This window comes from Ruegeria sp. AG6, from assembly GCF_056541565.1.
Window position 1 is genome coordinate 201094 of sequence record NZ_JBQFYQ010000001.1, and the last position, 21791, is coordinate 222884.

Below are 21791 nucleotides of genomic sequence, written 5' to 3' on the forward strand. Positions count from 1 at the left end.
GTCGGATCAGTTCCCCTGATTGCGTGCTTCCAGCCGTTCCAGATTGACCACGGTTGACAGCATCAGGCGGTCATGGCTCCAGTCCTGCGTTTGCTGGATCGACGCAGACCCCAATGCAAGAAGGGTGGCGAAGGTCAATGCCATCCCCAGGAACAGAGCGGGCAGGGTGGGCACCGCCGGCTGTGCATCGGTCAATGCAAGCACGCGCTGACGCAGCACGCGCTTGGCCTTGCCGCCCGTCACAAACGCAACATTCAGAACGCGAGGATTGTTTGCCGAGATCGTACGCGCGCAATAATCCAACAGGCAGGAAGTGTATTCGCGCGCATCGATCCGTTTGCGGGCCACCACGGACTGGTCGCATGCCAGTTCACGCAAGCGGCCGAACTGATACTTGAGCATCAGATAGGCTGGGTTCCAGAACAACAACGGGCGCAGCATTTCAAAGCCCAGTTCCCATTCCACGTCACCGGCCCGAACATGCTGAAGCTCGTGCGCCAAAGCAAAGCGCAGTTCGTGCGGGGTATCCAGCAGATGGCTTGGCAGAACGACATGGCGACGGCGCAATCCGCGCACAGCGAACGGTACGGTGATGCGATCGGAAAGACGAATGTCTACCTTGGCCGACTGCCGCCAAAGAAAGCTGGATTTGACTGTCTGACGGATCATCGCCGCGTCCCTCAGAGCGCGGGCCGCAAACAGGGCGGCGACCAAAACAAGCAGCGTTGCAAGGGCAGTGATCACCGGCTGTTGCCCTGACAATGCAAGGTCCACCCACCGTTCACGGGTGTTCAGCAAGGCCTCGAACTGGGTGGCGGGCATGGCGATATCGCCGCGCAGATAGGCGGCAACGGCGATGTCGCCAAGCGCCATGGCGCTGCCCGGCCATGCGTAAGAGGCGAATGATGACACGCCCAACGCAAGAAACGGGCTGATCAGGACGCACACGCACAGCGCCTTGAGCGCACGCAACTGCGCGACATAGCTGTGGCGCAGGGCTGTTCGGGTCAGGGCTGCGCGGGCCGCCAGCCAGATGACGGCTGACAAGGCCAGCACGATGTTGAGTTCGATAAACGTGTCGAGAACCGGTCTAACCGCTGTCATTTTGCAGTCTCCTTTCTACCAGTGCTCGAATTTCCTCCAGGTCGGCTTCGCTCAGCCCCGCATCATCGACAAGCCGGGCCACCAGTGTGGCGGGTGTGTCGTCGAACAGAGTGCGGGACAGGTTTTGCAAAGACCGGGCCTGATATCTGTCCTTTTCCAGAAGCGGCGTATAGATCAGGGTCTTTCCTGTCTTGCGGCTTTCCACAAAACCTTTCTCGTCCAGAATACGCAGGATCGTGGCACCGGATGTATAGGCCAGATTGCGCTCCGAAGGCAGGCGGTCCAGGACATCTCGCACCGAGCCTTGCCCGAGGGCCCAGAGCTCGTTCATGAACTCCAGTTCAACCTCGGTCAGCAGATTTGTTGTCTTTTTCTTTCGCATCGATCTCGGTGTTGTCATGTTTAGTATGCCTGACAGACAAGCATCCTTTCGCGATTTCTCAAAGTCTAAACTTTCCAGAACACAAAAACGCCCCAGCCGATAGACAGGAAAAGAGGTGTCCATACCGGCTGCCCGACAAGGCCCAGCCAGGCGAGGAAGATATAGGCGGACCCCAGAAGGGTGATGAAGAGCCGATCGCCCAATGTGGTTGTCAGCCCCAGTACACCGCGCCGTTCTATGCCATCGCGATACTTGAAGCCCTCAAGAATGCCAATCAGTGCGATGGCCGAAAAGATGCCGACAAATACGGCAAGTGTCGCCGGGGTCCAGGCCATCCAGAAGTCGGGCCACAGTGGCGCAGTCCAGGAAAAGCCTTTTTCCTCTGGCTGGCCGACGCTGCCCCATCCGGCCTGCTGGGCAAAGGTCGTGGAAGGCAGGAAAAGAAGGATGACAAGAAGTTTACGCATATCGAACCTCACACACGTCCCATCGCGAAACCACGCGCGATGTAGTTGCGGACAAACCAGATGACGATGGCGCCGGGGATGATGGTCAGGGTGCCGGCGGCGGCCAGCAGGCCCAATTCATAGCCCGCGCTGGACGCGGTGCGGGTCATCACGGCGGCGATGGGTTTGGCCTCGACCGCCGTAAGCGTCTTGGCCAGCAGCATTTCCACCCACGAGAACATGAAGCAGAAGAAGGCCGCCACGCCCACGCCCGCTTTGATATTGGGCAGGAAGATCGTCACGAAGAAACGCGGGAAGGAATAGCCGTCGACATAGGCGGTTTCATCCAGCTCTTTTGGAATTCCCCGCATGAAGCCTTCCAAAATCCAAACTGCCAGCGGCACGTTGAACAATGTATGCGCCAGTGCCACAGCCAGATGCGTGTCGAACAGGCCGATCGAAGAATAGAGCTGGAAGAACGGCAAGGCGAAGACCGCTGCCGGGGCCATCCGGTTGGTCAGCAGCCAGAAGAACAGCTGCTTGTCGCCCAAAAACCGATACCGCGAAAACGCATAGGCAGCGGGCAAGGCAACGCTGACCGAAAGCACCGTGTTCAACGTCACATAGGTGATCGAGTTGATATAGCCCCAGTACCACGTCGGGTCCGTGAAGATGGTGATATAATTCTCCAGCGTAAAGGTCTGGGGGAACAGGGAAAAGCCCGACAGGATCTCGTTCGTTGTCTTGAAGGACATCGCCACCAGCCAATAGATCGGCAGCATTAGGAACGCGATATAGAGGATCGGGATGAGAGACCGCTTCTTCATTGCGCGTCATCCTTTGTCATGAGGGTGTAGAAGAGCCACGAAACCAGCAGCGTGATGGCGAAATAGATCAGGCTCATCGCAGCCGCAGGGCCAAGGTCGAACTGCCCCAGCGCGATCTTCACAAGGTCGATCGACAGCAGGGTGGTCGAGTTGCCGGGCCCACCCCCGGTCAGCACGAAGGGCTCGGTATAGATGTTGAAACTGTCCATGAACCGCAGCAGGACCGCGATCGTCAGAACCGTCTTCATCTTGGGCAGCTGGATGTAGCGGAACACCGACCATGGGCTTGCGCCGTCGATCTTGGCCGCCTGATAGTAGGCGTCCGGGATCGACACGAGGCCTGCATAGCACAGCAACACGACCAGCGACGTCCAGTGCCAGACATCCATGACGATGACGGTGATCCAGGCCGAAAGCGGCTGTTGCGTCATGTCATAGTTGATGCCCAGAACGTCATTCAGGAAATATCCCAACAGACCGATTTTGGGCAGGGTGAAGATGTTCCACATGGACCCAACGACGTTCCACGGGATCAGCATCGGCAGGGCCATCAGCACCAGACAGACAGGCACCCAGAAACCTTTGCGCGGCATCGACAGGGCCACGATGATGCCAAGAGGCACTTCGATGATCAGGATCAGGAAAGTAAACAGGAACTGTCGTCCAAGTGCTGCCTGAAACCGGTCCGACCGCAGGATCTGTTCGAACCAACCCAGGCCTTCCCAGAAAAACTGGTTATTGCCAAAGGTTTCCTGCACCGAATAGTTGACCACTGTCATCATCGGCACCAACGCGTTGAACGCGACCAGTGCCAGCACGGGTAGGACAAAGAACCACGCTTTTTGATTTTCTGTTCTCATTGGGCCCGCTCCTCGGTTGCGATCCAGCCGTCGCGGTAGACGCGGGATTGTTCGGGTTTGAATTGCAGGAAGACCTGTGATCCGGGTTCGGGCGCGCTGTGTTCGGTCACGGCCTTTAGGGCGGTATTGCCGACCATCGCGCTGACCACAAAGTGGCGACCGATGTCGGAAACCTTGGTCACATGCGCCGGGATGCCGGTCTCGCCGAAGCCGACATATTCCGGGCGAATACCCAGATCGGTGCGGCCGCCATCACCATGAATGGGACCTTCCAGCATGACTTCGTGCCCTTCGAACAGGGCGCGGTCGCCGCGCGCTTCGCAGGGCAGCACGTTCATGCCGGGCGAGCCGATGAAATGGCCCACGAACGTATGCTGCGGGCGCTCGAACAATTCTACCGGGGTGCCGATCTGCACCACTTCGCCCTCTTGCATCACCACGACCTCGTCCGCGAAGGTCAGGGCCTCGGTCTGGTCGTGGGTGACATAGATCATCGTCGCCTTGACGCGCTGGTGCAGTTCTTTCAGCTTGGACCGCAGCTTCCATTTCAGATGCGGGTCGATCACGGTCAGAGGTTCATCGAACATCACCGCGTTTACGTCGTCGCGGACCAGGCCGCGACCCATCGAGATTTTCTGCTTGTTGTCCGGGCTGAGGCCGCTGGCACGGGTGTTCAGCATGTCGGTGACATCCAGCATCTCGGCGATCGCATCGACGCGGCGCTTGATCGTCGCCGGATCGACGCCGCGATTCTTCAGCGGAAAGGCCAGGTTCTCGCCCACGGTCATCGTGTCGTAAATCACCGGAAACTGGAACACCTGTGCGATGTTGCGCTGATCAGGGGGCAGAGCGGTCACGTCACGGTCGTCGAACAGGATCTGCCCTTCGGACGGGGTCAGCAGGCCCGAGATGATGTTCAGCAGCGTGGACTTGCCGCAGCCCGACGGGCCCAGCAGGGCATAGGCCCCGCCATCACGCCAGGTCACGTCGATTTCCTTCAGCGCATAATCTTCGGGGCCTTTTGGCGACGGCATGTAGCTGTGGCGGAGGTTTGAAAGTTTGATCTGTGCCATGTCAGGCCACCCTTTTGCCGTCTTGGCCGAAATACCGGCAATGGGCCGGGTTCATGAAGAATGTGTGGTCCTCGCCCACCTGATAGGGGTGGACCCCGGCGGCCAGCGACACCCAGGCGTCCTCGCCATGCTGGAAATGCGCGCTGGAATCCGAGCCCGAAAGCTCGGTCACGATCACGCGGCCGGTCAGTTCCACGTCCGCGTCAGACGTACGGAACGGCGTCACGCGATGCGGCCGCACCGCGACCATGTAATCTCCGTCGGCCATGTCGGTTACGGCCCAGCCACCTCCTCCAGCCAGTTGCGCCTGCGCAGCGGAAACGGTGATGCGTGCGACATTGATCGGCGGGTCCGAAAAGACCCGCGCGGCGGCGATGTTCTCGGGGTTGCGATAGATGTCAGCGGTTGGCCCAAACTGGGTCACGCGACCATCTTCCATCAGGGCGGTGTAGCCGCCCAGCAGCAGCGCCTCTTCGGGCTCGGACGTGGCATAGACCACCACGGCCCCGCGACCTGCGAACAGGTCGGGCAGCTGCTCGCGCAGTTCTTCACGCAGTTTGTAGTCGAGGTTAGCCAGCGGTTCGTCAAGGAACACGGCGCGGCTTTCTTTGGCAATGGCACGCGCCAGCGCTGTGCGTTGTTGTTGCCCACCCGACAGCTCGTGCGGGCGGCGGTGCAGCATCGGTCGCAATTGCAGCAGGTCGGCGGCCTCTTCCACGCGACCTTCGATCTCGGATTGCGCCATGCCTGCCACGCGCAATGGCGAGGCGATATTGTCGAATACGGTCATATGCGGGTAGTTCACGAAGAACTGGTGCACGAGGCTGATTTTTCGCTTTTGCGTATTCAGCCGTGTGACGTCCTGCCCATCCATCAGGACCTTGCCCGAGGCGATCGGGTCCAGCCCGGCCATCATCTTGATCAGAGAGGTCTTGCCCGAGCCCGTCGCGCCCAGCAGCACGTTGAAGTGGCCTGTTTGAAGGGTCAGGTTTGTGGGCTTGATATGTATGACGTTGCCGACCCTTTTGGTCGCGTCTTGAAGTTCGATCATGTCCGTGGGTTCCGGTCCTTCAGTGCAATGCACTGGTCTTGAAGTGGGGGTGCCTGATGCGGCACCCCCGGGTTTCAACGGCTTACTGAGACTGCCAGCGCTGAACCAGTTCGTCATAGTTGACAGTCTGGCCTTGCGGCTTTTCGTTCTCAAGCTTGGCCTTGGGCGAACCTGCTTTTTCCAACCAGAAGGACGGATCCTGCGGCTCGTTCAGACGTGGACCGCAGCCGCCGTAGACACCGGCGCTTTCATCCGCGGCCTGCATACGGGCCATGGTGATGTCCATCTCTTCGGCCAGACGATCCATCGCCTCTTGCGGGGTGAAGGCGCCCGAGTTCACGTCACCGATCTGCTGCCACCAGATCTGGGCCAGCTTCGGATAATCCGGCACGTTGATGCCAGTCGGCGACCATGCCACGCGGTCAGGCGAGCGGTAGAACTCGACCAGACCACCCAGCTTGGGTGCGCGTTCGGTGAACGACTCGTGGTTGACCGAGCTGTCGCGGATGAAGGTCAGACCCACATGGGACTTCTTCACGTCGACAGTTTTGGAGGTCACGAACTGGGCATAAAGCCAGGCTGCCTGGGCACGATCCGAGGGGGTCGATTTGAGGAACGTCCAGGACCCCACGTCTTGGTAGCCAACCTTCTGGCCTTCTTCCCAATAGGGGCCGTGCGGGCTGGGTGCCATCCGCCACAGCGGCGTGCCTTCGTCATCCACGGTGTTGTTGCCTTCGGACTTCGGCTTGACCATGTCGGCGGTGAAGGCCGTGTACCAGAAGATCTGCTGGGCCACATTGCCCTGGCTGAGTGCGGGCAGCGACTGGTAGAAGTCATAAGACGCGGCACCCGGAGGCGCATAGGCCCGCAACCATTCATCCCATTTCCGGATCGCATAGACCGCAGCCGGACCGTTTGCAGCACCACCACGCGACACCGAAGCGCCAACAGGGTTACAGGTGCCCGCTTCCATGCGGATGCCCCATTCGTCGACAGGCACACCGTTCGGTTCGCCCTTGTCGCCGGCACCGGCCATCGACAGCCAGGCATCGGTCATGCGCCATCCGAGGTCGGGCGCGCGCTTGCCGTAATCCATGTGGCCGTAGATCGTGGTACCATCGACTTCTTTCACATCATTGGTGAAGAACTCGGCGATATCTTCATACGCGGACCAGTTGACCGGAACGCCCAGATCATAGCCGTACTTTTCTTTGAACGCGGCTTTGTTCGCCTCATCATCGAACCAGTCCTTGCGGAACCAGTACAGGTTCGCAAACTGCTGATCGGGCAGCTGATACAGCTTGCCGTCCGGTCCGGTGGTGAACTGAATGCCCATGAAGTCATCCAGATCCAGCGTCGGCGAAGTCGTCGCGGCCCAGTCACCGCCCATCATGTCCGTCAGCGGATAGGCCAGCTGCAAACGCGAATGGGTGCCGATCAGGTCACTGTCGTTGACATAGCCGTCATACAGGTTCCGACCCGTTTGCATTTGGGTTTGAACGGCCTGAACCACTTCACCTTCACCCAGAATCTGGTGGTTGACCTTGATGCCGGTGATTTCCTCGAACGCCTTGGTCAGAACCTCCGACTCGTAGGAATGCGTTGGAATACCTTCGGACAGGACATTGATTTCCATACCTGCGTAAGGCTGTGCAGCTTCGATGAACCACTGCATCTCGGCCATTTGTTCGTCTTTCGACAAGGTCGATGGCTGGAATTCGTCGTCGATCCAACGTTGTGCTGCGGCTTCGTCGGCCCAAGCAGGACCGTGCCCCGCAATGACGGCAGCCGCCGCCACTGCGGAAAGTAGATGTCTCCGCATCTGTCTCCTCCCAAAAATTTATGGTTCTCCGGCGGAAACCGGATGACGCACAGCATCAGCGATTTCTTGCGTATGTGTCAAACTAAAAATTTAGTAATTGACGTTCAGGCATTTCGAAAGGGGCGGGGCCGAACTCGTTTGCCAATTTTTGAATTCGTTGTAAGCTAGGATTGTCATTACAAAAATTACCGCTGAGACGTGCGGCGCGAATTACGAAAAACGACTTGGAACAGTGAGGATAAGCAATGTCCCGAAGTCTGTTGAAGTACACGCGTGTTCTGGAAATCGTCGGGGATACAATCAAGGTCCGGGTTCCGATCCAGAACAAGGGGGGGCCGGCTGTCCGGTTCAACGACCTCGCTGTGATCGAGACGGTGGATGGCCGAAAAACATTGGCCCAGACGATCTTCATCGATCGGGATGTCGTCACGTTGCAGGTGTTTTCCGGCACCAAGGGCATATCGACCGAAGCAACGGCAACCTTTCTCGGTCACCCGATGCAGACACCTTATTCGGCCAACATTCTGGGCCGCGTTTTTGATGGCGCCGGTGTGGCCATTGATGGAGGCCCCGACCTGTCTGCGGAACCGCACATCGATATTGGCGGACCAACCGTCAACCCGGCGGAACGCGCGGTTCCAAACAGAATGATCCGCACGGATGTGCCGATGATCGACGTGTTCAACACATTGGTCGAGAGCCAGAAAATTCCGATCTTCTCGGTTTCAGGCGAGCCATTCAACGCGTTCCTCAGCCGAATCGGTATTCAGGCCGATGCAGATATCGTGATCTTTGGCGGGCTGGGGCTGATTTTTGACGACTACCACACGTTTCGTACCTCGTTCGAAGATGCAGGTGTGTTTTCGCGCACCGTCATGTTCGTCAATCAGGCGATGGATCCTTTGGTCGAACGTCTGCTGGTGCCGGACATGGCATTGGCAGTGGCCGAGAAGTTCGCTGTGGAAGAGGGCAAACGCGTGCTGGTCCTGCTGACGGACATGACCGCCTATGCTGACGCGATGAAAGAGGTCGGCATCAGTCAGGAGAGGGTGCCATCTCAGCGCGGCTATATGGGGGACCTGTATTCGCAGCTTGCGCGCCGATACGAAAAAGCCTGTGACTATGCCAAAGGCGGGTCGGTCACGGTTCTGACCGTCACGACCATGCCCGGCAACGACGTAACCCACCCGGTGCCTGACAACACCGGCTATATCACCGAAGGGCAGTTCTATCTGCATTCCGGCGTGATCGATCCGTTCGGCAGCCTGTCGCGCCTCAAGCAGAACGTGATCGGCAAGAGCACCCGTGAAGATCACGGGCAGATCATGAACACGATGATCCGTTTCTATTCTGAAAGCCGCGATGCCTCGCAAAAACAGGCGATGGCCTTCGACCTGTCAGACTATGATCACCAATTGCTGAAATTCGGCGGCCTGTTCCGGTCTCGGTTCATGGACATCAATGTTTCGATCCCGCTGGAAGAGGCGCTGGATGTGGGTTGGAAGACGCTGGCAGAGTGTTTTGCGCCGGAACAGTTGCTGATGAAGCAGGCGTTGATCGACAAGTATTTCCCGAAGGATGCCAATGGCGCGGTTGCAGCTGAATAAATCGTCGCTTGCGCGCGAGCAGACGCAGCTGAAAAGCTATGAGCGGTTCTTGCCGTCGCTGGACCTGAAGAGACAACAGTTGATGGCTGAACGGGTCCGGGCCCGGGAAGAGGTCGACCGCCTTGAGCAAAATGTGCAGGCGTTGGTGCAGCAGGTTGGCGAAAAGCTGCCGATGCTGGCCCAGCAGGGTGTCGCTCTGGATGGGCTGGTCAAACTCAAGGACTACAAGGTCAAAGAGGTCAATGTGGTAGGGGTCAAACTGCCTGACCTTGATCGGATCGAGTTGGTGGTGCGCTCGTATTCCGTTTTGGCCAAGCCCCATTGGGTCGATGCCGCTGCGCTTTTGCTGCACGACGTCATCGAAGCGCGGGTGCGGGTGAAGATTGCCGAAGAACGCGTTCGCATCTTTGACAAGGCGGTGGCCACCATTACCCAGCGCGTCAACTTGTTCGAAAAGGTTCTGATCCCGCGCGCCAAAGCCAACATCAAGAAAATCCGCATTTACCTGAGCGACGAACAGATGCAGGCCGTTGTGCGGTCGAAGATATCGAAACGCAAACACGCGCAGGAGGCTTTGATATGAGCGTTGCGCGTCTGAAAAAGATGTCTCTGATCGGGCCTGCTGCCCGAAAGGCGGAAACGCTTGAGGCGCTTCAGGCCCTTGGCTGCATGCATGTTTTGCCGCTTGTTCCCGCACCGAAAGAGCCGGAAAAGATCAGTGAGCGCGGTGCAAGAGAGGCGTATAAGGCATTGCGTTTCCTTGCAGAAGTGCCTGACCCGCGCCGCCAGGTCCAGCGTGCGCCTGATTTCGACATGGATCGTTTCGTGCGCGAGGTGACCGACCTCATGCAGCGCGTTCGGGATACGATGGACCGGCGTGACTTTCTGGCGCATCGCATCGCCCAGGTGCGACCCTGGGGTGATTTGGATTTTCCGCCGACCGATGTGCTGGCTGGCAACAGGCTGTGGTTCTATCAACTGCCGCTGAAGCACCGGGATGCCATGTCCGAGGTCAAGCTTCCTTGGGCAATATTGGAGGAAGATCACCGGTACCTTTACGCCGTTCTGATTTCACCTGACGAACCCGATGATGGTGTTCTTCCTGTTCCGCGAACCCATGTCGGTTCGCTGCCGGTACACGAGCTTGAGGCCCAGTTGGAAGAGGCCGAGATCGCCCTCGAGGCGTTGGAAGCCGAACGCGTGGCGCTGACGCGCTATCTGACATTGATGCGCCGGAACCTGTCCGTCGCCGAAAGTGCCGCTGAGCTTGCCCATGCAACGCAGAAAGTACGCGACGAAAAGGCACTATTTGCTTTGCAGGGGTGGGTTCCCGTGGATCAGGTGGATGCTGTTCTTGCCATGGCAAACGCCAAGGGCTCGGCCGTCCTGATTGAAGATCCGGGGCCGGGCGACGCGCCTCCGACCTTGCTGGAGCAGCCTGAAAACCGCAGGGCCGCTGTCGATCTGGCGCTGTTCTATCAAGTGCCCGGATATCAGGACTGGGACCCCAGCGTCATCGTCTCGACGTCCTTCGCGATCTTCTTTGCCATGATCGTGGCGGATGCCGGGTACGGTGCTGTCATCCTGCTGGCGGTGCTGGCCTTTTGGAGACGGATGGACCGCACCGCTGGTCAAAGATCTTGGCGTCTGTTCGGCCTGATCATCTCGGCTGTTACGATATTTTACGGGGTCATGGTGGGCAGCTATTTTGGGGTATCACCGGCTGCGGACTCGATTTGGGCAAGGCTCAAGGTGCTGGATTTGAACGATTTCGGCGCGATGATGATGGTCTCGATCGTCGTTGGCGTTATCCACCTTGTCCTGGCCAACGCACTTGCGGCCCGCGCAGCGTGGGGGCAACGCAAGGCGGTTGCCAATCTGGGCTGGATTGCGGCCCTGATCGGCGGGTTTGTCCTTTGGCTGGGCTACATGAACGGCAAGTCGCCGGTGCCGGGCGCAGCCATCCTGACCGCCGGCATCGTGGCGATTGTCCTGTTTTCCAGCGAGCGGGTCATCCAGAGGCCGATGGACTGGATCTGGCGTTTGCTCGAAGGGGTTCAAAGCCTTGCCGGGGCGATGGGCGCGTTTGGGGATGTTCTCAGCTATATGCGTCTTTTCGCGTTGGGCCTTGCTTCGGCCTCGCTGGCGATCACGTTCAATGATCTGGCGGTGTCGGTCATGCAGGCCCTTAGGGGGCCGGGCATTCTGTTTGGGTTGCTGATATTGATCATAGGTCATGTATTAAACTTCGCGCTCGCGATGATGAGCGGCGTCGTGCACGGCTTGCGTCTCAATTACATCGAATTCTTTAAATGGGGTCTGCCGGATGAAGGTGTCATCTTTCGTCCATTTGCCCGCAAGGAGGTTCAGGAATGAATGAGCTTGTTCTTACACTGGGTTGGCTGGGTATTTATGCGCCAATGGCGTTGGGGGCTGCGGCCAGCGCCATAGGGTGTTCGATCGCCGGTATGGCCAGTATCGGGGCCATGACGGAAACCGAGGGCGGCTATGGCCGTTTCGTGGGTGTATCCGCGTTTCCCTCAACGATGGTCATCTATGGGATAGTCATCATGTTCACCCTGAACCGCGACGTGACACCTGAAAACGCGGGCGGTCTGTTCGGAATTGGCATCCTGTCGGGTATCGCGCTGATGTTTTGCGGCATCTGGCAGGGTCGGGCCTGTGCAGCTGCGATCAATGCGACCAAGGAAAAGCCCGAGATTTTTGGCCTTGCTCTGGCCCCTGCCGCGATCATCGAAGGGTTTGGTGTTTTTGCGTTCGTGTTTGCGTTGGTCATCAGTGCGGGGATCAGCTGATGGCACAAGACAGAACGATTGCGCATGGGGTTGACGCGCTGATCGACAAATTGCGCAACGATGGGGTTGCCGCTGGTCAGGCCGAAGCCGAGAAATTGCGCGCAGACGCCAAGGCCGAAGCCGCGCGCATCGTGGCAGAGGCAAAGCGCGAAGCCGATGAGTTGAAAAAGAAAGCCCGCACGGAGACAGATAATTACAGGGCCGCCGGCGAAGAAGCATTGAACACGGCGATGCGGGATGCCGTGCTGACCATGAAGGCGGGTCTGACGGATCGCTTCAGGGCAGACGTCGAACGCCTCGTGACCAAAGAGATGTCCGATCCCGAGCTTCTGAGGCAGATGATCCTCGAGGTGGTAGGCCGGGCCGGGGAAGGTGCAAATTTGAATGGCAGGGTTTCCGTCGTTCTTCCTGCCCGGGTCGCCACGCAGGAAGACATCAAGCAAAACGCCGATGACATTCAATCCGGCAAGCTGACAAAATATGTTCTTGGGCTGACTGCGAAGATGCTGCGCGAGAATATCGAGTTGCACGCAGCCGATGACGTGCAGGAAGGCATCCGCGTTCGCGCAGAAGATCAGGGTGTTGTTCTGGACCTGACGGATAAGGCGGTGGCGTCGCTGTTGATGGAGCATTTGCAGCCCCGGTTCCGCGCCGTTCTGGAAGGGGTCATCCGCTGAGATGTCAAAGCAGGACGCCTATATCGCGTTGATGTGCAGCCTTCCGGGTTCGGAACGGTTGTTCGTTGCCAGGCAGCCGCCCTTGTCACGTATCAGGTTGGACCGTCGATTGACGGCTTTGACACCGGAGGACAGCAAAGTTCTAAAGATCCTCGAGCACGCGTTGAGCTGGAACGCCTACGACATGGATGTCACCGACGTACAGGCGATCCAGCGCTGCAAACAAGCGATGGTGGACATCCCTCAGTCCACCTTGCGTAAACTCCTCATGGAACGCATGGAACTACGCTCTGTGGTCGCGGCGCTGCGATTGCGGAAACGCGGAGAACCAGCACCTTCAGGCGCATTCGGAGTCGGACGATGGAGCCGCCACATCCCCGCCAATTGGGGTGATCCCAGCTTTCGGCTGGAACGGCTCATGCCCTGGATCAAAGAGGCAACCCAATTGCTGGAAAACGAAGATCCGCTGGGTCTGGAACGTCTGCTTTTGTCGATAAGCCACAAGCAGCTTAAGCGGCACGCGGCTCGTCACATGTTCGATTTCGAGGCGGTCGCCATCTACGTTCTGATCTGGAACATCTTCGACCGCTGGGCGCAAAGCAGCGCTGCGGAAGCCGCCAAGAGATTTGAGAAACTGGCACAACAGGCCATGGCCGACTTCGCTGATGTCGATCTTGAGGGAGCAAGAGCATGACAGCCCCAATCTCAGCCAAACATTCATCGACCGCACGCGTCGTCCTGGTTCAGGAAGGGCTTGTGCGGATACAGGCCAATCCGGACGCGACCGGCCACCCCGGTCAACTGGTCAAAAACGAAGTGGTTTACATATTGCCTTCGCGTTCCGGTCCCGGTGGGCGTCAGGAAAGGCTCAAGGGCGAAGTGCTGCGCGTACGTGGGGATATGGCGGACGTTCAGGTCTATGAAAGCACTGATGGGGTGGCGGTCGACGACCCGGTGGAGCAATCAGGTCAGCTCTTGTCGGTAGAGCTGGGTCCGGGGCTGCTGGGGCAGGTGTTTGACGGGTTGCAGTCGCCTTTGCCCAAGGTGGCGGCAGCATTTGGTACCTTCCTGCCGCGCGGCGCAGATGTCGCGCCCTTGGATGAAAACGCGAAATGGTCCTTTACGCCGTCCGTTAAGGTGGGCGACACGGTCACTGCCGGGGACAGTATCGGAACGGTGCCCGAAGGCCATTTCAGCCACAAGATCATGCTGCCGTTCAACTGGACCGGCGCGTACAAGGTGGTCTGGGTGCAAAAAGGCGCGGCCACGATCCATGACATCGTGGCCCGCCTGGAAGACGAAGACGGTGGCGAGCATACGCTGACGCTTTTGCAGAAATGGCCGGTTCGGCGACCATTGCCGGAAAACATACTGAAGCGCGCACTGTCCGAGCGGTTGTATCCCACGGAACCGGTTCTGACGTCGCAACGGCTGATCGACACGTTCTTTCCGATTGCACGCGGCGGCACCGCCTGTATTCCCGGGCCGTTCGGTGCGGGCAAGACCGTGCTGCAAAACCTGATCGCACGGAACGCGAAAGTTGATATCGTGATCGTCGTGGCCTGCGGCGAACGTGCAGGTGAGGTGGTCGAGACCATCGAGGAATTTCCGAAGATGACCGATCCAACCACCGGTGGCAGCCTGATGGATCGGACGATCATCATCTGCAACACGTCATCCATGCCGGTTGCCGCGCGCGAGGCGTCGATCTTCACCGGGATCACGTTGGGGGAATACTACCGCCAGATGGGCTATGATGTCTTGTTGATCGCCGACAGCACCAGCCGGTGGGCGCAAGCCATGCGCGAGACCTCGGGCAAGCTCGAAGAGATCCCGGGCGAAGAGGGGTTCCCGGCCTATCTGGAAAGCTCGATCAAGGGTTTGTACGAACGTGCCGGGGCGCTGAAAACGAATGACGGCGATCTTGGCAGCCTGACGCTGATCGGAACGGTTTCGCCTGCTGGAGGCAATTTTGACGAGCCGGTAACCCAGTCGACCTTGTCGACGGTCAAGTGTTTCCTCGGGTTGTCATCCGAACGCGCCTACAAGCGATTTTATCCAGCGGTCGATCCGATGCTCAGCTGGTCTCGGTATACTGACCAATTGTCCGACTGGTATGACAGGAACGCCGAACCGGGGTGGACAGCCAAAGTGCGCACCCTGTTGGCCCTGATCGAAAAAGGCGAACAGGTCGATCAGATGATGCAGGTCACTGGGGAAGAGGGCGTCACAATTGACGACTTTGTAACCCAACAGAAAGCCTTGTTCGTCGATATGGTCTACTTGCAGCAGGACGCATTTGACACAGTCGATGCGACAGTGCCGCTTGAACGGCAGATAAAGACGTTCAAGCTTGTGTATGATGTGACGCAATCCAAGGCGGTCTTTGTCGACAAGGCCGAGGTAAGGCAGGTGTTTACGCAACTGACCGGGCTGATGAAAAACTTTCACTACGCGGCAGAAAACACACCCGAATACAAATCCACCTGGCAAAAGATCGAGAACCTGTGCCGAGAAAAGTTCGGGGTTTGATCAGGAGAAATGGTAGCCCGTAGGGGAATCGAACCCCTCTTTCCAGGTTGAAAACCTGGCGTCCTAACCGATAGACGAACGGGCCACATGGTAGTGACGCAAGCACAAGTGGTAGCCCGTAGGGGAATCGAACCCCTCTTTCCAGGTTGAAAACCTGGCGTCCTAACCGATAGACGAACGGGCCACGCTGGCTTGTGGAGGGCCTTTTACGGTTTCACCGTGACCCCCGCAAGCCGAAAAACGCAGGGATGAGAAAGTTTTTTATGCCGTCCGAGCGAGACGTCAATTTGCCTCTGCCGCGTCCTCGAGCCTGAGCTGCACGGATTGCCGCCCGCCCCAGGTGTTCACCTCAAGCCGGCCTGCAAAATGAAAGCGTGCGCCACCATGATTTGACAGTCTCTCGCCCATCGGACCGTCAAAGGCACCAAAGGCAATCGCATCCATCCCACCACCCATGCCATCGGATAATGACAACTTCAGGTGCGTTTCCCCGACACGTTTGGCAAAACGCACCTGAAGATCCGGAAGTGCGTATCGCGGGGCAGGGGCTCCGGCGCCAAACGGTCCGGCCTGTTCGATCTGTTGGACAAGGTCCACTGTCGCGGCACCCGGCATGAGGGCGCCTTCCAGCTTCATATCGGCAGGGCCGCCCTGACCTGCGCCTTGTTTTGCCAGCAGCTCGCTGAGGCGTTCCATGGCGGGTTCCAGTTTGTCGCGCATGACGGTTAGCCCAGCGGCCATCTTGTGACCGCCACCCTTGACCAGCAACCCTTCGGCCGCGAGCCGCTGGATCGACGCCCCCAGATCCACGCCCGAGACCGAACGCCCCGAGCCTTTACCCTCATCACCGTCAAAGCCGATCACGATGGCCGGACGGTTGGCGGTTTCCTTCAAACGAGACGCCACGATGCCCACCACACCCGGATGCCAGCCTTCACCGGCGGCCCAGACCAGGGGCGCGTCGAGCCCGCGACCCTCGGCCTGCTCCATCGCGGCGGCGCGCACGGCGTTTTCAATATCCCGGCGTTCCGTGTTCAGCGCGTCCAGACGTTCGGACAGGGCCTGTGCCTCGTGCAGGGAATCCGTGCTCAGCAGGCGGGCGCCCAGATCGGCCTGCCCGATGCGACCACCTGCGTTCACGCGGGGGCCAAGCAGAAAACCCAGGTGATAGCTGTTGGGCGCCGTGTCCATGCGCGAGACATCGGACAACGCGACAAGTCCGGGGCGTTGCCTTTGCGCCATCACTTTCAGGCCTTGTCGAACCAGGGCGCGATTGGCACCGATCAAAGGCGCCACGTCAGCTACGGTTGCCAGGGCCACCAGATCCAGCATCGATATCAGGTCAGGCCCCTTTGCGCCTGCCGCGCGCAGCTGGCGGCCTGCTTCGACCAGCATCAGAAACACGACACCCGCCGCGCAGAAATAGCCCAGTTCACCGCCTTCATCCTGCCGGTTGGGATTCACGACTGCAACGCAATCCGGCAGGGTTTCGCCGCCGAGGTGGTGATCCAGAACAATCACGTCCGCCCCCATGGCTGCGGCAATCGGTTCATGGCTGAGCGTGCCGCAATCGACGCAAATGATCAGGTCGTGGCTGGTTGCCAGTTCCCGCATTGCCGGAACATTCGGACCATATCCCTCATCAATCCGATCCGGCACATAAAGCGTCGCCTGCAACCCCATCTGCCGAAGCCAAACCAGCAACAGCGCGGCAGAACAGCCGCCGTCAACATCGTAATCCGCGAACACCGCGATTTTCTGGCAATGGCGTACGGCGTCCAGAAAACGCGCCGCCGCCGTTTCCATGTCCTTCATATCGCGGGGATCTGGCAGCAGCTCTTTGAGCTTGGGGTCCAGAAAGCCGCGCGCCTCCATGACCGGCACGCCACGACGGGCCAGAACCTGACATACCGCGCGCGGCAGGTCGGTCTGTTGTGTCATCATCTCGGCAGCCCGTTCCAGCTCGGCTTCCGGGCCAACCCAGCGCCGCCCGGTCAGTGATTGTTCTACGCCAAGAAAACCCATTGCCTGCCCCTTGTGAACCAAGGCCGGATCCTTTCGGACCCGGCCTTTTCATCTTTTCCCAAATACTCCCGCCGGAGGCAACGGCGCAAGCCGTTAGGCGTTATCGTGCGGCCACGTGGGGGTGCGATACGACATGCGGCGTACGGACCCGGTCTTTGAACGCATCAGCAACGTCGTGGTTTCCACCCAACCCGGCTCGCGCTTGATGCGCGGCAACAGAGAGCCGCCGGTTACACCCGTTGCGGCAAAGATCACATCCGCGGTCACCATTTCATCGCGCGAATAGACCCGGTCCAGATCGGTGATGCCCGCCTTGGCAGCACGGCCCCGCTCGTCATCGTTGCGGAACAACAGGCGACCAAAGATCTGACCGCCCATGCATTTCAGCGCGGCAGCGGCAAGCACGCCTTCGGGGGCGCCACCCTGGCCCATATACATGTCGATGCCGGTCACTTCGCTTTCTGCGCAATGCATGACGCCCGCCACGTCACCATCGGTGATCAGGCGGATCGATGCTCCGGTTTCGCGCACTTCGGCGATCATCGCCTCGTGACGCGGGCGTTCAAGAATGCAGACGGTGATGTCCGCAGGCTTGCAGTTCTTGGCCTTTGCCAAGGCTTCCACCCGTTCACGAGGAGACATGTCCAGATTGACGACGCCCTCGGGCAGGCCCGGGCCAACGGCAAGCTTGTCCATGTAGACGTCGGGCGCATGCAGCATCGAGCCGCGCGGGCCCATGGCAATCACGGTCAGCGCGTTGGGCATATCCTTTGCGGTCAGCGTTGTACCTTCCAGCGGGTCCAGCGCGATGTCCACGCCGGGGCCGTTTCCGGTGCCGACTTCTTCGCCGATATAAAGCATCGGAGCTTCGTCGCGTTCGCCTTCGCCGATCACCACGACGCCAGCTATGTCCAGCAGGTTCAGCTGTTCGCGCATCGCATTTACGGCGGCCTGATCGGCGGCTTTCTCGTCACCACGCCCCACCAGCGAAGCCGAGGCCAGCGCAGCCTGTTCCGCCACCCTTGCCAGCCCCAGAGACAGCAGGCGGTCGTTGAAATCGGTTTTGGCAGCACTCATTGTCATGTATCCTCTGGTCATTTAAGCCGTTTCTATCGGCATAGCTTGCGTTTCATACAGGTCGCAAGTTCAAACCTCTTCAATCCGCAACGCGACGGGGGCACCGGCAACCACATCCGTTTCCAGGAACCCGTCCAGCGCAACGTCCAGCGCGGCGCGGGTGGTCTTGTGGGTGACGATCAGCACAGGCGCCGTGCTTTCGGCATGGGCGTACTGGCGCATCCTGTCTATGGAAACACCGGCATCGCCCAGAATGGCTGCAACCTTGGCCAGTGCGCCCGGTTTATCCAGCAGACCCAGCCGCAGATAATAAGGCGCTGGCAGGCCCGTGACGGCGGGGGCCGCAGCCTCAAGCGATTTGGCCGGTCGGCCAAAGGTCGGGATTTGCAGCCCGCGTGCCAGATCGCACACGTCGCCCATCACGGCGCTGGCCGTCGGGCCTTCACCCGCACCGGGGCCGCGCAGAACAACCTGTTCAACCGCGTCGCCTTCGATCACCACCATGTTGGTGCCGCCTTCCAATTGCCCCAAGGGCGAGTCGCTGGGCACAAGGCAAGGCTGCATGCGTTGTTCCAGCCCGCGCGCGGTGCGCTGTGCCACGCCCAGCAGTTTGATGCGAAAGCCCATATCCTCGGCCTGGTCGATATCGTCGAGGCTGATTTGCTGAATGCCTTCGATCTCAATCCCGTCAAAATTCGGCTTGGTGCCAAAAGCGATCGAGGCCAGCAAAGCCAGTTTGTGCGCGGCGTCGATGCCACCGACATCCAGATTGGGGTCGGCCTCAAGATACCCAAGTTCTGCACATTCATCGAAAAGGGCGTTATAGCCCTGACGCTGCGATTGCATCCGGGTCAGAATGTAGTTGCAGGTACCGTTCATCACGCCCATCACGCGTGTGATCTCGTTTCCGGCCAGCCCCTCGGTCAGGGATTTGATGACGGGGATACCGCCCGCGACTGCGGCCTCAAACCGGATGACGCGGCCAGCAGCTTCGGCCTGTTCGGCCAGTTCCTGCCCGTGAATGGCCAGCAATGCCTTGTTGGCGGTCACGACGTCTTTGCCGCTGGCCAGCGCGGCTTCGACCGAGGCCTTGGCCGGACCGTTTTCACCGCCCATCAGTTCGACATAGACATCGATATCGTCACGTTTCGCCAGCGCAACCGGGTCGGTTTCCCAGGCATAATCCGACAGGTTCACACCGCGGTCCTTGTTCGGATCCCGCGCCGATACGGCCACGATTTCAATCGACCGGCCCGTGCGCGCCTTCAGCAAATCTGCATGGCGGCGAACAATTTTGACGACACCCACGCCGACAGTTCCCAAGCCCGCAATTCCCAGCCGCAGTGCCTGTGTCATGTCGTGGGTTCCTTTCCGCTCGAAACTTGTCTGAATTCGGACGCCTGCCCGATCAGCGCTGCCTTATCGGGTTCAGGCCAAGGGTGCAATCCGTCACCGGGGGATTGTCGAGGTCAAATGTCACGCTTTAGTTGGTTTGCGCGTTTTGCAACGCCTGAGCCTTTTTCGCCAGCGCCTCGCTGCGCTGCGTCAGGTCTTCTTCCACCTCTGCGGCCTGGCTGACGGGATCAATCGAAGGCCCCAACGTTTCCTGCACCGGAATAAGACGCGGGTAGGGGGCCGATTTGACCGAGGCCGGTTCACTGCCTTCAAGTTCGGGAAAGTCTGAACACCCGGCAAACACAAGAATAATAGGCAGAACAGGCAGCAGTTTCATGTGGCACGCTTTTCGGTTTCGTTCGTCCTTTCGTGATGCACCTTTTGCCGGCGCCGATCAAGCGGGGTTCTATATGAACATTTGTTCAGATACTGTGGGCGGATGGCACGTACTCAAGGCTCCCACTCTGATATCACAGGCCCGCGCATTCGAAAGGCGGCCCTGAACCTGTTTGCCCGCCACGGTTATGCGGCGGTTTCGATGCGGCAGATCGCGAAAGAGGTCGGCGTTCAGGCGGGGGCGCTATACAATTACACGCCGGACAAGCAGAGTTTGCTGTATCGGTTGATGCGAGAGCATATGCAGGATCTGCTTTCGGCGCTCAAAGCGCTGGAGCGCTGCGATGACTGCCAGCAAGCGTTGCGCCGATTTGTCGGTTTTCACATACGTTTCCACCTGCAACGCCCGGACGAGGTGTTCATCGCCTATATGGAACTGCGCAACCTCTCACCCGGGAACTTCGCCGAAATCGAAGATCTTCGGCGTCAGTATGAAAACGCGTTGGAAGACATCCTTCACTCTGGCCAGAAGGCTGGTCAGTTTGCGATACCGGACACCAAGATCGCCACGCTGGCGGTGATTGCCATGTTGAACGGTGTGATGACCTGGTACAGGTCCGGAGGGCGACTGTCACTGGACGAGGTCGAACAGATTTATTGGAACATGGTGCATAAGGCGGTGACGGCCTGACAGGGCCAGACCGTCACTGTGTCAGTGCGCAGGGCGAATGAAGGTCCCGTTACGCAACTCCCGAAAGGCTTGTTCCAGTTCGGCCCGCGTGTTCATCACAATAGGCCCGTGCCATGCGACGGGCTCATTGATCGGAGCCCCCGAGATCAACAGAAACCGCACGCCTTCGGGGCCAGCCTGAACGGTGATTTCGTCCCCCGTCCCGAAACGGACAAGCGTGCGGTCGCCCGACATATCCCGGATATTCACCTCTTGCCCGGCGACCTCTTTTTCCAACAGCACACCGGACGGGCGTGACGCATCTGCAAAGGCTGCCTGACCTTGAAAGACATAGGCAAAGGCTCGGCGGTAAGTGTCGATGCGGAAGGTCTTCTTCACACCCGCGGGAACCGAGATGTCCAGATATTGTGGATCTGCCGCGATGCCGTCCACGGGGCCGGTTTTGCCCCAGAACTTTCCGACAATCACCCGAACGGTGGTGCCGTCGTCATCAGTGACTTCGGGGATATCCTTGCTTTGAACATCCTGATAGCGCGGGGCAGTCATCTTCTGATCCGAAGGCAGGTTGCCCCAAAGCTGAAACCCGTGCATCTGCCCCGAGGTGTTTCCCTGCGGCATTTCCTGATGCAGGATTCCGGACCCCGCCGTCATCCACTGCACGTCGCCCGCGCCCAAAGTGCCGGTGTTGCCCAGCGAATCCGAGTGCTCGACCGATCCGGCCAGAACATAGGTAATCGTCTCGATTCCGCGATGCGGATGCCAGGGAAAACCGGCCTGATAGTCCTGCGGGCGTTCGTTCCTGAAATCGTCGAACAGCAGGAATGGATCAAGTTCGGACGGGTCCTGAAACCCGAATGCGCGGTGAAGTTTCACGCCAGCCCCTTCCATCGTCGGGGTGGCCCTGCGTGTTTCAAGTGTGGGTCTAAGGGACATATTCGCCTCCGGTTCGTTTGATCAGCATGTAACCCCTGCGTGAATGCGGTCAATCAGCGTCAATTAACCGGAGCTGTGCAAATTTGCTGCGCAACCAAAGCCCTGTTGTTTCCCCCGGAAAATCGCTAAGTCGAAGC

21 protein-coding genes and 2 tRNA genes are annotated in these 21791 nt (G+C 59.1%); 8 read left to right on the forward strand and 15 right to left on the reverse strand.

What is annotated here, in order from left to right; translation table 11 throughout:
• Positions 1 to 6: 6 nt before the first annotated feature.
• The 8 genes from ACR0I0_RS00965 to ACR0I0_RS01000 all read right to left on the reverse strand — a co-directional run bounded on the left by ACR0I0_RS00965 (position 7) and on the right by ACR0I0_RS01000 (position 7565).
• Complete coding sequence (locus tag ACR0I0_RS00965) at positions 7 to 1104, reverse strand: M56 family metallopeptidase (RefSeq protein WP_171633486.1); 1098 nt, start codon at positions 1102 to 1104, stop codon at positions 7 to 9.
• Entirely contained in the window at positions 1091 to 1486 is a 396-nt protein-coding gene (locus ACR0I0_RS00970; protein ID WP_170346648.1) for a BlaI/MecI/CopY family transcriptional regulator, read from the reverse strand. The genes ACR0I0_RS00965 and ACR0I0_RS00970 overlap by 14 nt, the downstream gene beginning before the upstream one ends.
• A gap of 65 nt (positions 1487 to 1551) precedes the next feature.
• Entirely contained in the window at positions 1552 to 1953 is a 402-nt protein-coding gene (locus ACR0I0_RS00975) for a DUF2160 domain-containing protein (protein ID WP_480489823.1), read from the reverse strand.
• An 8-nt stretch (positions 1954 to 1961) separates the two neighbouring features.
• Positions 1962 to 2759 (reverse strand): carbohydrate ABC transporter permease, encoded by a 798-nt coding sequence (locus ACR0I0_RS00980; protein WP_152457520.1) that lies wholly within the window; start codon positions 2757 to 2759, stop codon positions 1962 to 1964.
• The gene (locus tag ACR0I0_RS00985) at positions 2756 to 3619 is read right to left on the reverse strand and encodes a carbohydrate ABC transporter permease (protein WP_152457521.1); all 864 of its coding nucleotides are present in this window, start codon (positions 3617 to 3619) and stop codon (positions 2756 to 2758) included. The genes ACR0I0_RS00980 and ACR0I0_RS00985 overlap by 4 nt, the downstream gene beginning before the upstream one ends.
• On the reverse strand, positions 3616 to 4692 hold the full coding sequence (locus ACR0I0_RS00990) for an ABC transporter ATP-binding protein (RefSeq protein ID WP_171633480.1): 1077 nt from the start codon (positions 4690 to 4692) through the stop codon (positions 3616 to 3618). The genes ACR0I0_RS00985 and ACR0I0_RS00990 overlap by 4 nt, the downstream gene beginning before the upstream one ends.
• Before the next feature lies 1 nt (position 4693).
• On the reverse strand, positions 4694 to 5743 hold the full coding sequence (locus ACR0I0_RS00995) for an ABC transporter ATP-binding protein (RefSeq protein WP_171613596.1): 1050 nt from the start codon (positions 5741 to 5743) through the stop codon (positions 4694 to 4696).
• 82 nt (positions 5744 to 5825) lie between these two features.
• Entirely contained in the window at positions 5826 to 7565 is a 1740-nt protein-coding gene (locus ACR0I0_RS01000; RefSeq protein ID WP_171633478.1) for an ABC transporter substrate-binding protein, read from the reverse strand.
• A gap of 245 nt (positions 7566 to 7810) precedes the next feature.
• Here ACR0I0_RS01000 and ACR0I0_RS01005 point away from each other — a divergent pair, with 245 nt between their 5' ends.
• Genes ACR0I0_RS01005 through ACR0I0_RS01035 form a run of 7 tightly spaced genes read left to right on the forward strand, consistent with a single transcriptional unit; the run spans position 7811 to position 15197 of the window.
• Positions 7811 to 9172 carry a V-type ATP synthase subunit B gene (locus tag ACR0I0_RS01005; RefSeq protein WP_480489825.1) on the forward strand — a complete coding sequence of 454 codons (1362 nt, stop codon included), beginning with the start codon at positions 7811 to 7813 and terminating at the stop codon, positions 9170 to 9172.
• On the forward strand, positions 9150 to 9755 hold the full coding sequence (locus ACR0I0_RS01010; protein ID WP_480489827.1) for a V-type ATP synthase subunit D: 606 nt from the start codon (positions 9150 to 9152) through the stop codon (positions 9753 to 9755). Before ACR0I0_RS01005 ends, ACR0I0_RS01010 begins: the two co-directional genes overlap by 23 nt.
• Positions 9752 to 11548 (forward strand): V-type ATP synthase subunit I, encoded by a 1797-nt coding sequence (locus tag ACR0I0_RS01015; RefSeq protein ID WP_480489829.1) that lies wholly within the window; start codon positions 9752 to 9754, stop codon positions 11546 to 11548. The genes ACR0I0_RS01010 and ACR0I0_RS01015 overlap by 4 nt, the downstream gene beginning before the upstream one ends.
• Positions 11545 to 11988: an ATP synthase subunit C gene (locus tag ACR0I0_RS01020; RefSeq protein WP_480489831.1), complete on the forward strand. Its 444-nt coding sequence runs from the start codon at positions 11545 to 11547 to the stop codon at positions 11986 to 11988. The genes ACR0I0_RS01015 and ACR0I0_RS01020 overlap by 4 nt, the downstream gene beginning before the upstream one ends.
• Positions 11988 to 12665 (forward strand): hypothetical protein, encoded by a 678-nt coding sequence (locus ACR0I0_RS01025; protein WP_171633464.1) that lies wholly within the window; start codon positions 11988 to 11990, stop codon positions 12663 to 12665. The genes ACR0I0_RS01020 and ACR0I0_RS01025 overlap by 1 nt, the downstream gene beginning before the upstream one ends.
• 1 nt (position 12666) lies before the next feature.
• Positions 12667 to 13359 (forward strand): hypothetical protein, encoded by a 693-nt coding sequence (locus tag ACR0I0_RS01030; RefSeq protein WP_480489832.1) that lies wholly within the window; start codon positions 12667 to 12669, stop codon positions 13357 to 13359.
• Positions 13356 to 15197, forward strand: a complete 1842-nt coding sequence (locus tag ACR0I0_RS01035; RefSeq protein WP_480489834.1) for a V-type ATP synthase subunit A — start codon at positions 13356 to 13358, stop codon at positions 15195 to 15197. The genes ACR0I0_RS01030 and ACR0I0_RS01035 overlap by 4 nt, the downstream gene beginning before the upstream one ends.
• Before the next feature lie 10 nt (positions 15198 to 15207).
• Here ACR0I0_RS01035 and ACR0I0_RS01040 read toward each other — a convergent pair.
• The 6 genes from ACR0I0_RS01040 to ACR0I0_RS01065 all read right to left on the reverse strand — a co-directional run bounded on the left by ACR0I0_RS01040 (position 15208) and on the right by ACR0I0_RS01065 (position 20031).
• A tRNA-Glu gene (locus ACR0I0_RS01040) sits at positions 15208 to 15282 on the reverse strand.
• A gap of 24 nt (positions 15283 to 15306) precedes the next feature.
• Positions 15307 to 15381 (reverse strand) — tRNA-Glu (locus tag ACR0I0_RS01045).
• A 98-nt stretch (positions 15382 to 15479) separates the two neighbouring features.
• Positions 15480 to 17222: a single-stranded-DNA-specific exonuclease RecJ gene (recJ, locus tag ACR0I0_RS01050; RefSeq protein ID WP_480489836.1), complete on the reverse strand. Its 1743-nt coding sequence runs from the start codon at positions 17220 to 17222 to the stop codon at positions 15480 to 15482.
• A 93-nt stretch (positions 17223 to 17315) separates the two neighbouring features.
• Positions 17316 to 18299 carry a class II fructose-bisphosphatase gene (glpX, locus tag ACR0I0_RS01055; protein WP_171633455.1) on the reverse strand — a complete coding sequence of 328 codons (984 nt, stop codon included), beginning with the start codon at positions 18297 to 18299 and terminating at the stop codon, positions 17316 to 17318.
• Between the two features lie 69 nt (positions 18300 to 18368).
• Positions 18369 to 19655 carry a homoserine dehydrogenase gene (locus ACR0I0_RS01060; protein ID WP_171633452.1) on the reverse strand — a complete coding sequence of 429 codons (1287 nt, stop codon included), beginning with the start codon at positions 19653 to 19655 and terminating at the stop codon, positions 18369 to 18371.
• A gap of 127 nt (positions 19656 to 19782) precedes the next feature.
• Positions 19783 to 20031 (reverse strand): hypothetical protein, encoded by a 249-nt coding sequence (locus ACR0I0_RS01065; protein WP_171170524.1) that lies wholly within the window; start codon positions 20029 to 20031, stop codon positions 19783 to 19785.
• 102 nt (positions 20032 to 20133) lie between these two features.
• On the opposite strand from ACR0I0_RS01065, the gene ACR0I0_RS01070 reads away from it, so the two are divergent.
• Positions 20134 to 20721 (forward strand): TetR/AcrR family transcriptional regulator, encoded by a 588-nt coding sequence (locus ACR0I0_RS01070; RefSeq protein WP_480489839.1) that lies wholly within the window; start codon positions 20134 to 20136, stop codon positions 20719 to 20721.
• A 21-nt stretch (positions 20722 to 20742) separates the two neighbouring features.
• Here the strand turns inward: ACR0I0_RS01070 and ACR0I0_RS01075 are convergent, their stop codons facing one another.
• On the reverse strand, positions 20743 to 21654 hold the full coding sequence (locus ACR0I0_RS01075) for a pirin family protein (RefSeq protein WP_480489841.1): 912 nt from the start codon (positions 21652 to 21654) through the stop codon (positions 20743 to 20745).
• Positions 21655 to 21791 lie beyond the last annotated feature (137 nt).

Bases quoted from the DNA above. Each gene is read 5' to 3' on its own strand.
- ACR0I0_RS01025 (WP_171633464.1), top strand. From the start codon at position 11,988: ATGGCACAAGACAGAACGATTGCGCATGGGGTTGACGCGCTGATCGAC.
- ACR0I0_RS00980 (WP_152457520.1), bottom strand. From the start codon at position 2,759: ATGAAGAAGCGGTCTCTCATCCCGATCCTCTATATCGCGTTCCTAATG.
- ACR0I0_RS00970 (WP_170346648.1), bottom strand. From the start codon at position 1,486: ATGCGAAAGAAAAAGACAACAAATCTGCTGACCGAGGTTGAACTGGAG.
- ACR0I0_RS01000 (WP_171633478.1), bottom strand. From the start codon at position 7,565: ATGCGGAGACATCTACTTTCCGCAGTGGCGGCGGCTGCCGTCATTGCG.
- ACR0I0_RS00985 (WP_152457521.1), bottom strand. From the start codon at position 3,619: ATGAGAACAGAAAATCAAAAAGCGTGGTTCTTTGTCCTACCCGTGCTG.
- ACR0I0_RS00975 (WP_480489823.1), bottom strand. From the start codon at position 1,953: ATGCGTAAACTTCTTGTCATCCTTCTTTTCCTGCCTTCCACGACCTTT.
- ACR0I0_RS01030 (WP_480489832.1), top strand. From the start codon at position 12,667: ATGTCAAAGCAGGACGCCTATATCGCGTTGATGTGCAGCCTTCCGGGT.
- ACR0I0_RS01065 (WP_171170524.1), bottom strand. From the start codon at position 20,031: ATGAAACTGCTGCCTGTTCTGCCTATTATTCTTGTGTTTGCCGGGTGT.
- ACR0I0_RS00965 (WP_171633486.1), bottom strand. From the start codon at position 1,104: ATGACAGCGGTTAGACCGGTTCTCGACACGTTTATCGAACTCAACATC.
- ACR0I0_RS01010 (WP_480489827.1), top strand. From the start codon at position 9,150: ATGGCGCGGTTGCAGCTGAATAAATCGTCGCTTGCGCGCGAGCAGACG.
- ACR0I0_RS01035 (WP_480489834.1), top strand. From the start codon at position 13,356: ATGACAGCCCCAATCTCAGCCAAACATTCATCGACCGCACGCGTCGTC.
- ACR0I0_RS01005 (WP_480489825.1), top strand. From the start codon at position 7,811: ATGTCCCGAAGTCTGTTGAAGTACACGCGTGTTCTGGAAATCGTCGGG.
- ACR0I0_RS01015 (WP_480489829.1), top strand. From the start codon at position 9,752: ATGAGCGTTGCGCGTCTGAAAAAGATGTCTCTGATCGGGCCTGCTGCC.
- ACR0I0_RS01075 (WP_480489841.1), bottom strand. From the start codon at position 21,654: ATGTCCCTTAGACCCACACTTGAAACACGCAGGGCCACCCCGACGATG.
- recJ (WP_480489836.1), bottom strand. From the start codon at position 17,222: ATGGGTTTTCTTGGCGTAGAACAATCACTGACCGGGCGGCGCTGGGTT.
- ACR0I0_RS00990 (WP_171633480.1), bottom strand. From the start codon at position 4,692: ATGGCACAGATCAAACTTTCAAACCTCCGCCACAGCTACATGCCGTCG.
- ACR0I0_RS01070 (WP_480489839.1), top strand. From the start codon at position 20,134: ATGGCACGTACTCAAGGCTCCCACTCTGATATCACAGGCCCGCGCATT.
- ACR0I0_RS00995 (WP_171613596.1), bottom strand. From the start codon at position 5,743: ATGATCGAACTTCAAGACGCGACCAAAAGGGTCGGCAACGTCATACAT.
- ACR0I0_RS01020 (WP_480489831.1), top strand. From the start codon at position 11,545: ATGAATGAGCTTGTTCTTACACTGGGTTGGCTGGGTATTTATGCGCCA.
- ACR0I0_RS01060 (WP_171633452.1), bottom strand. From the start codon at position 19,655: ATGACACAGGCACTGCGGCTGGGAATTGCGGGCTTGGGAACTGTCGGC.
- glpX (WP_171633455.1), bottom strand. From the start codon at position 18,299: ATGAGTGCTGCCAAAACCGATTTCAACGACCGCCTGCTGTCTCTGGGG.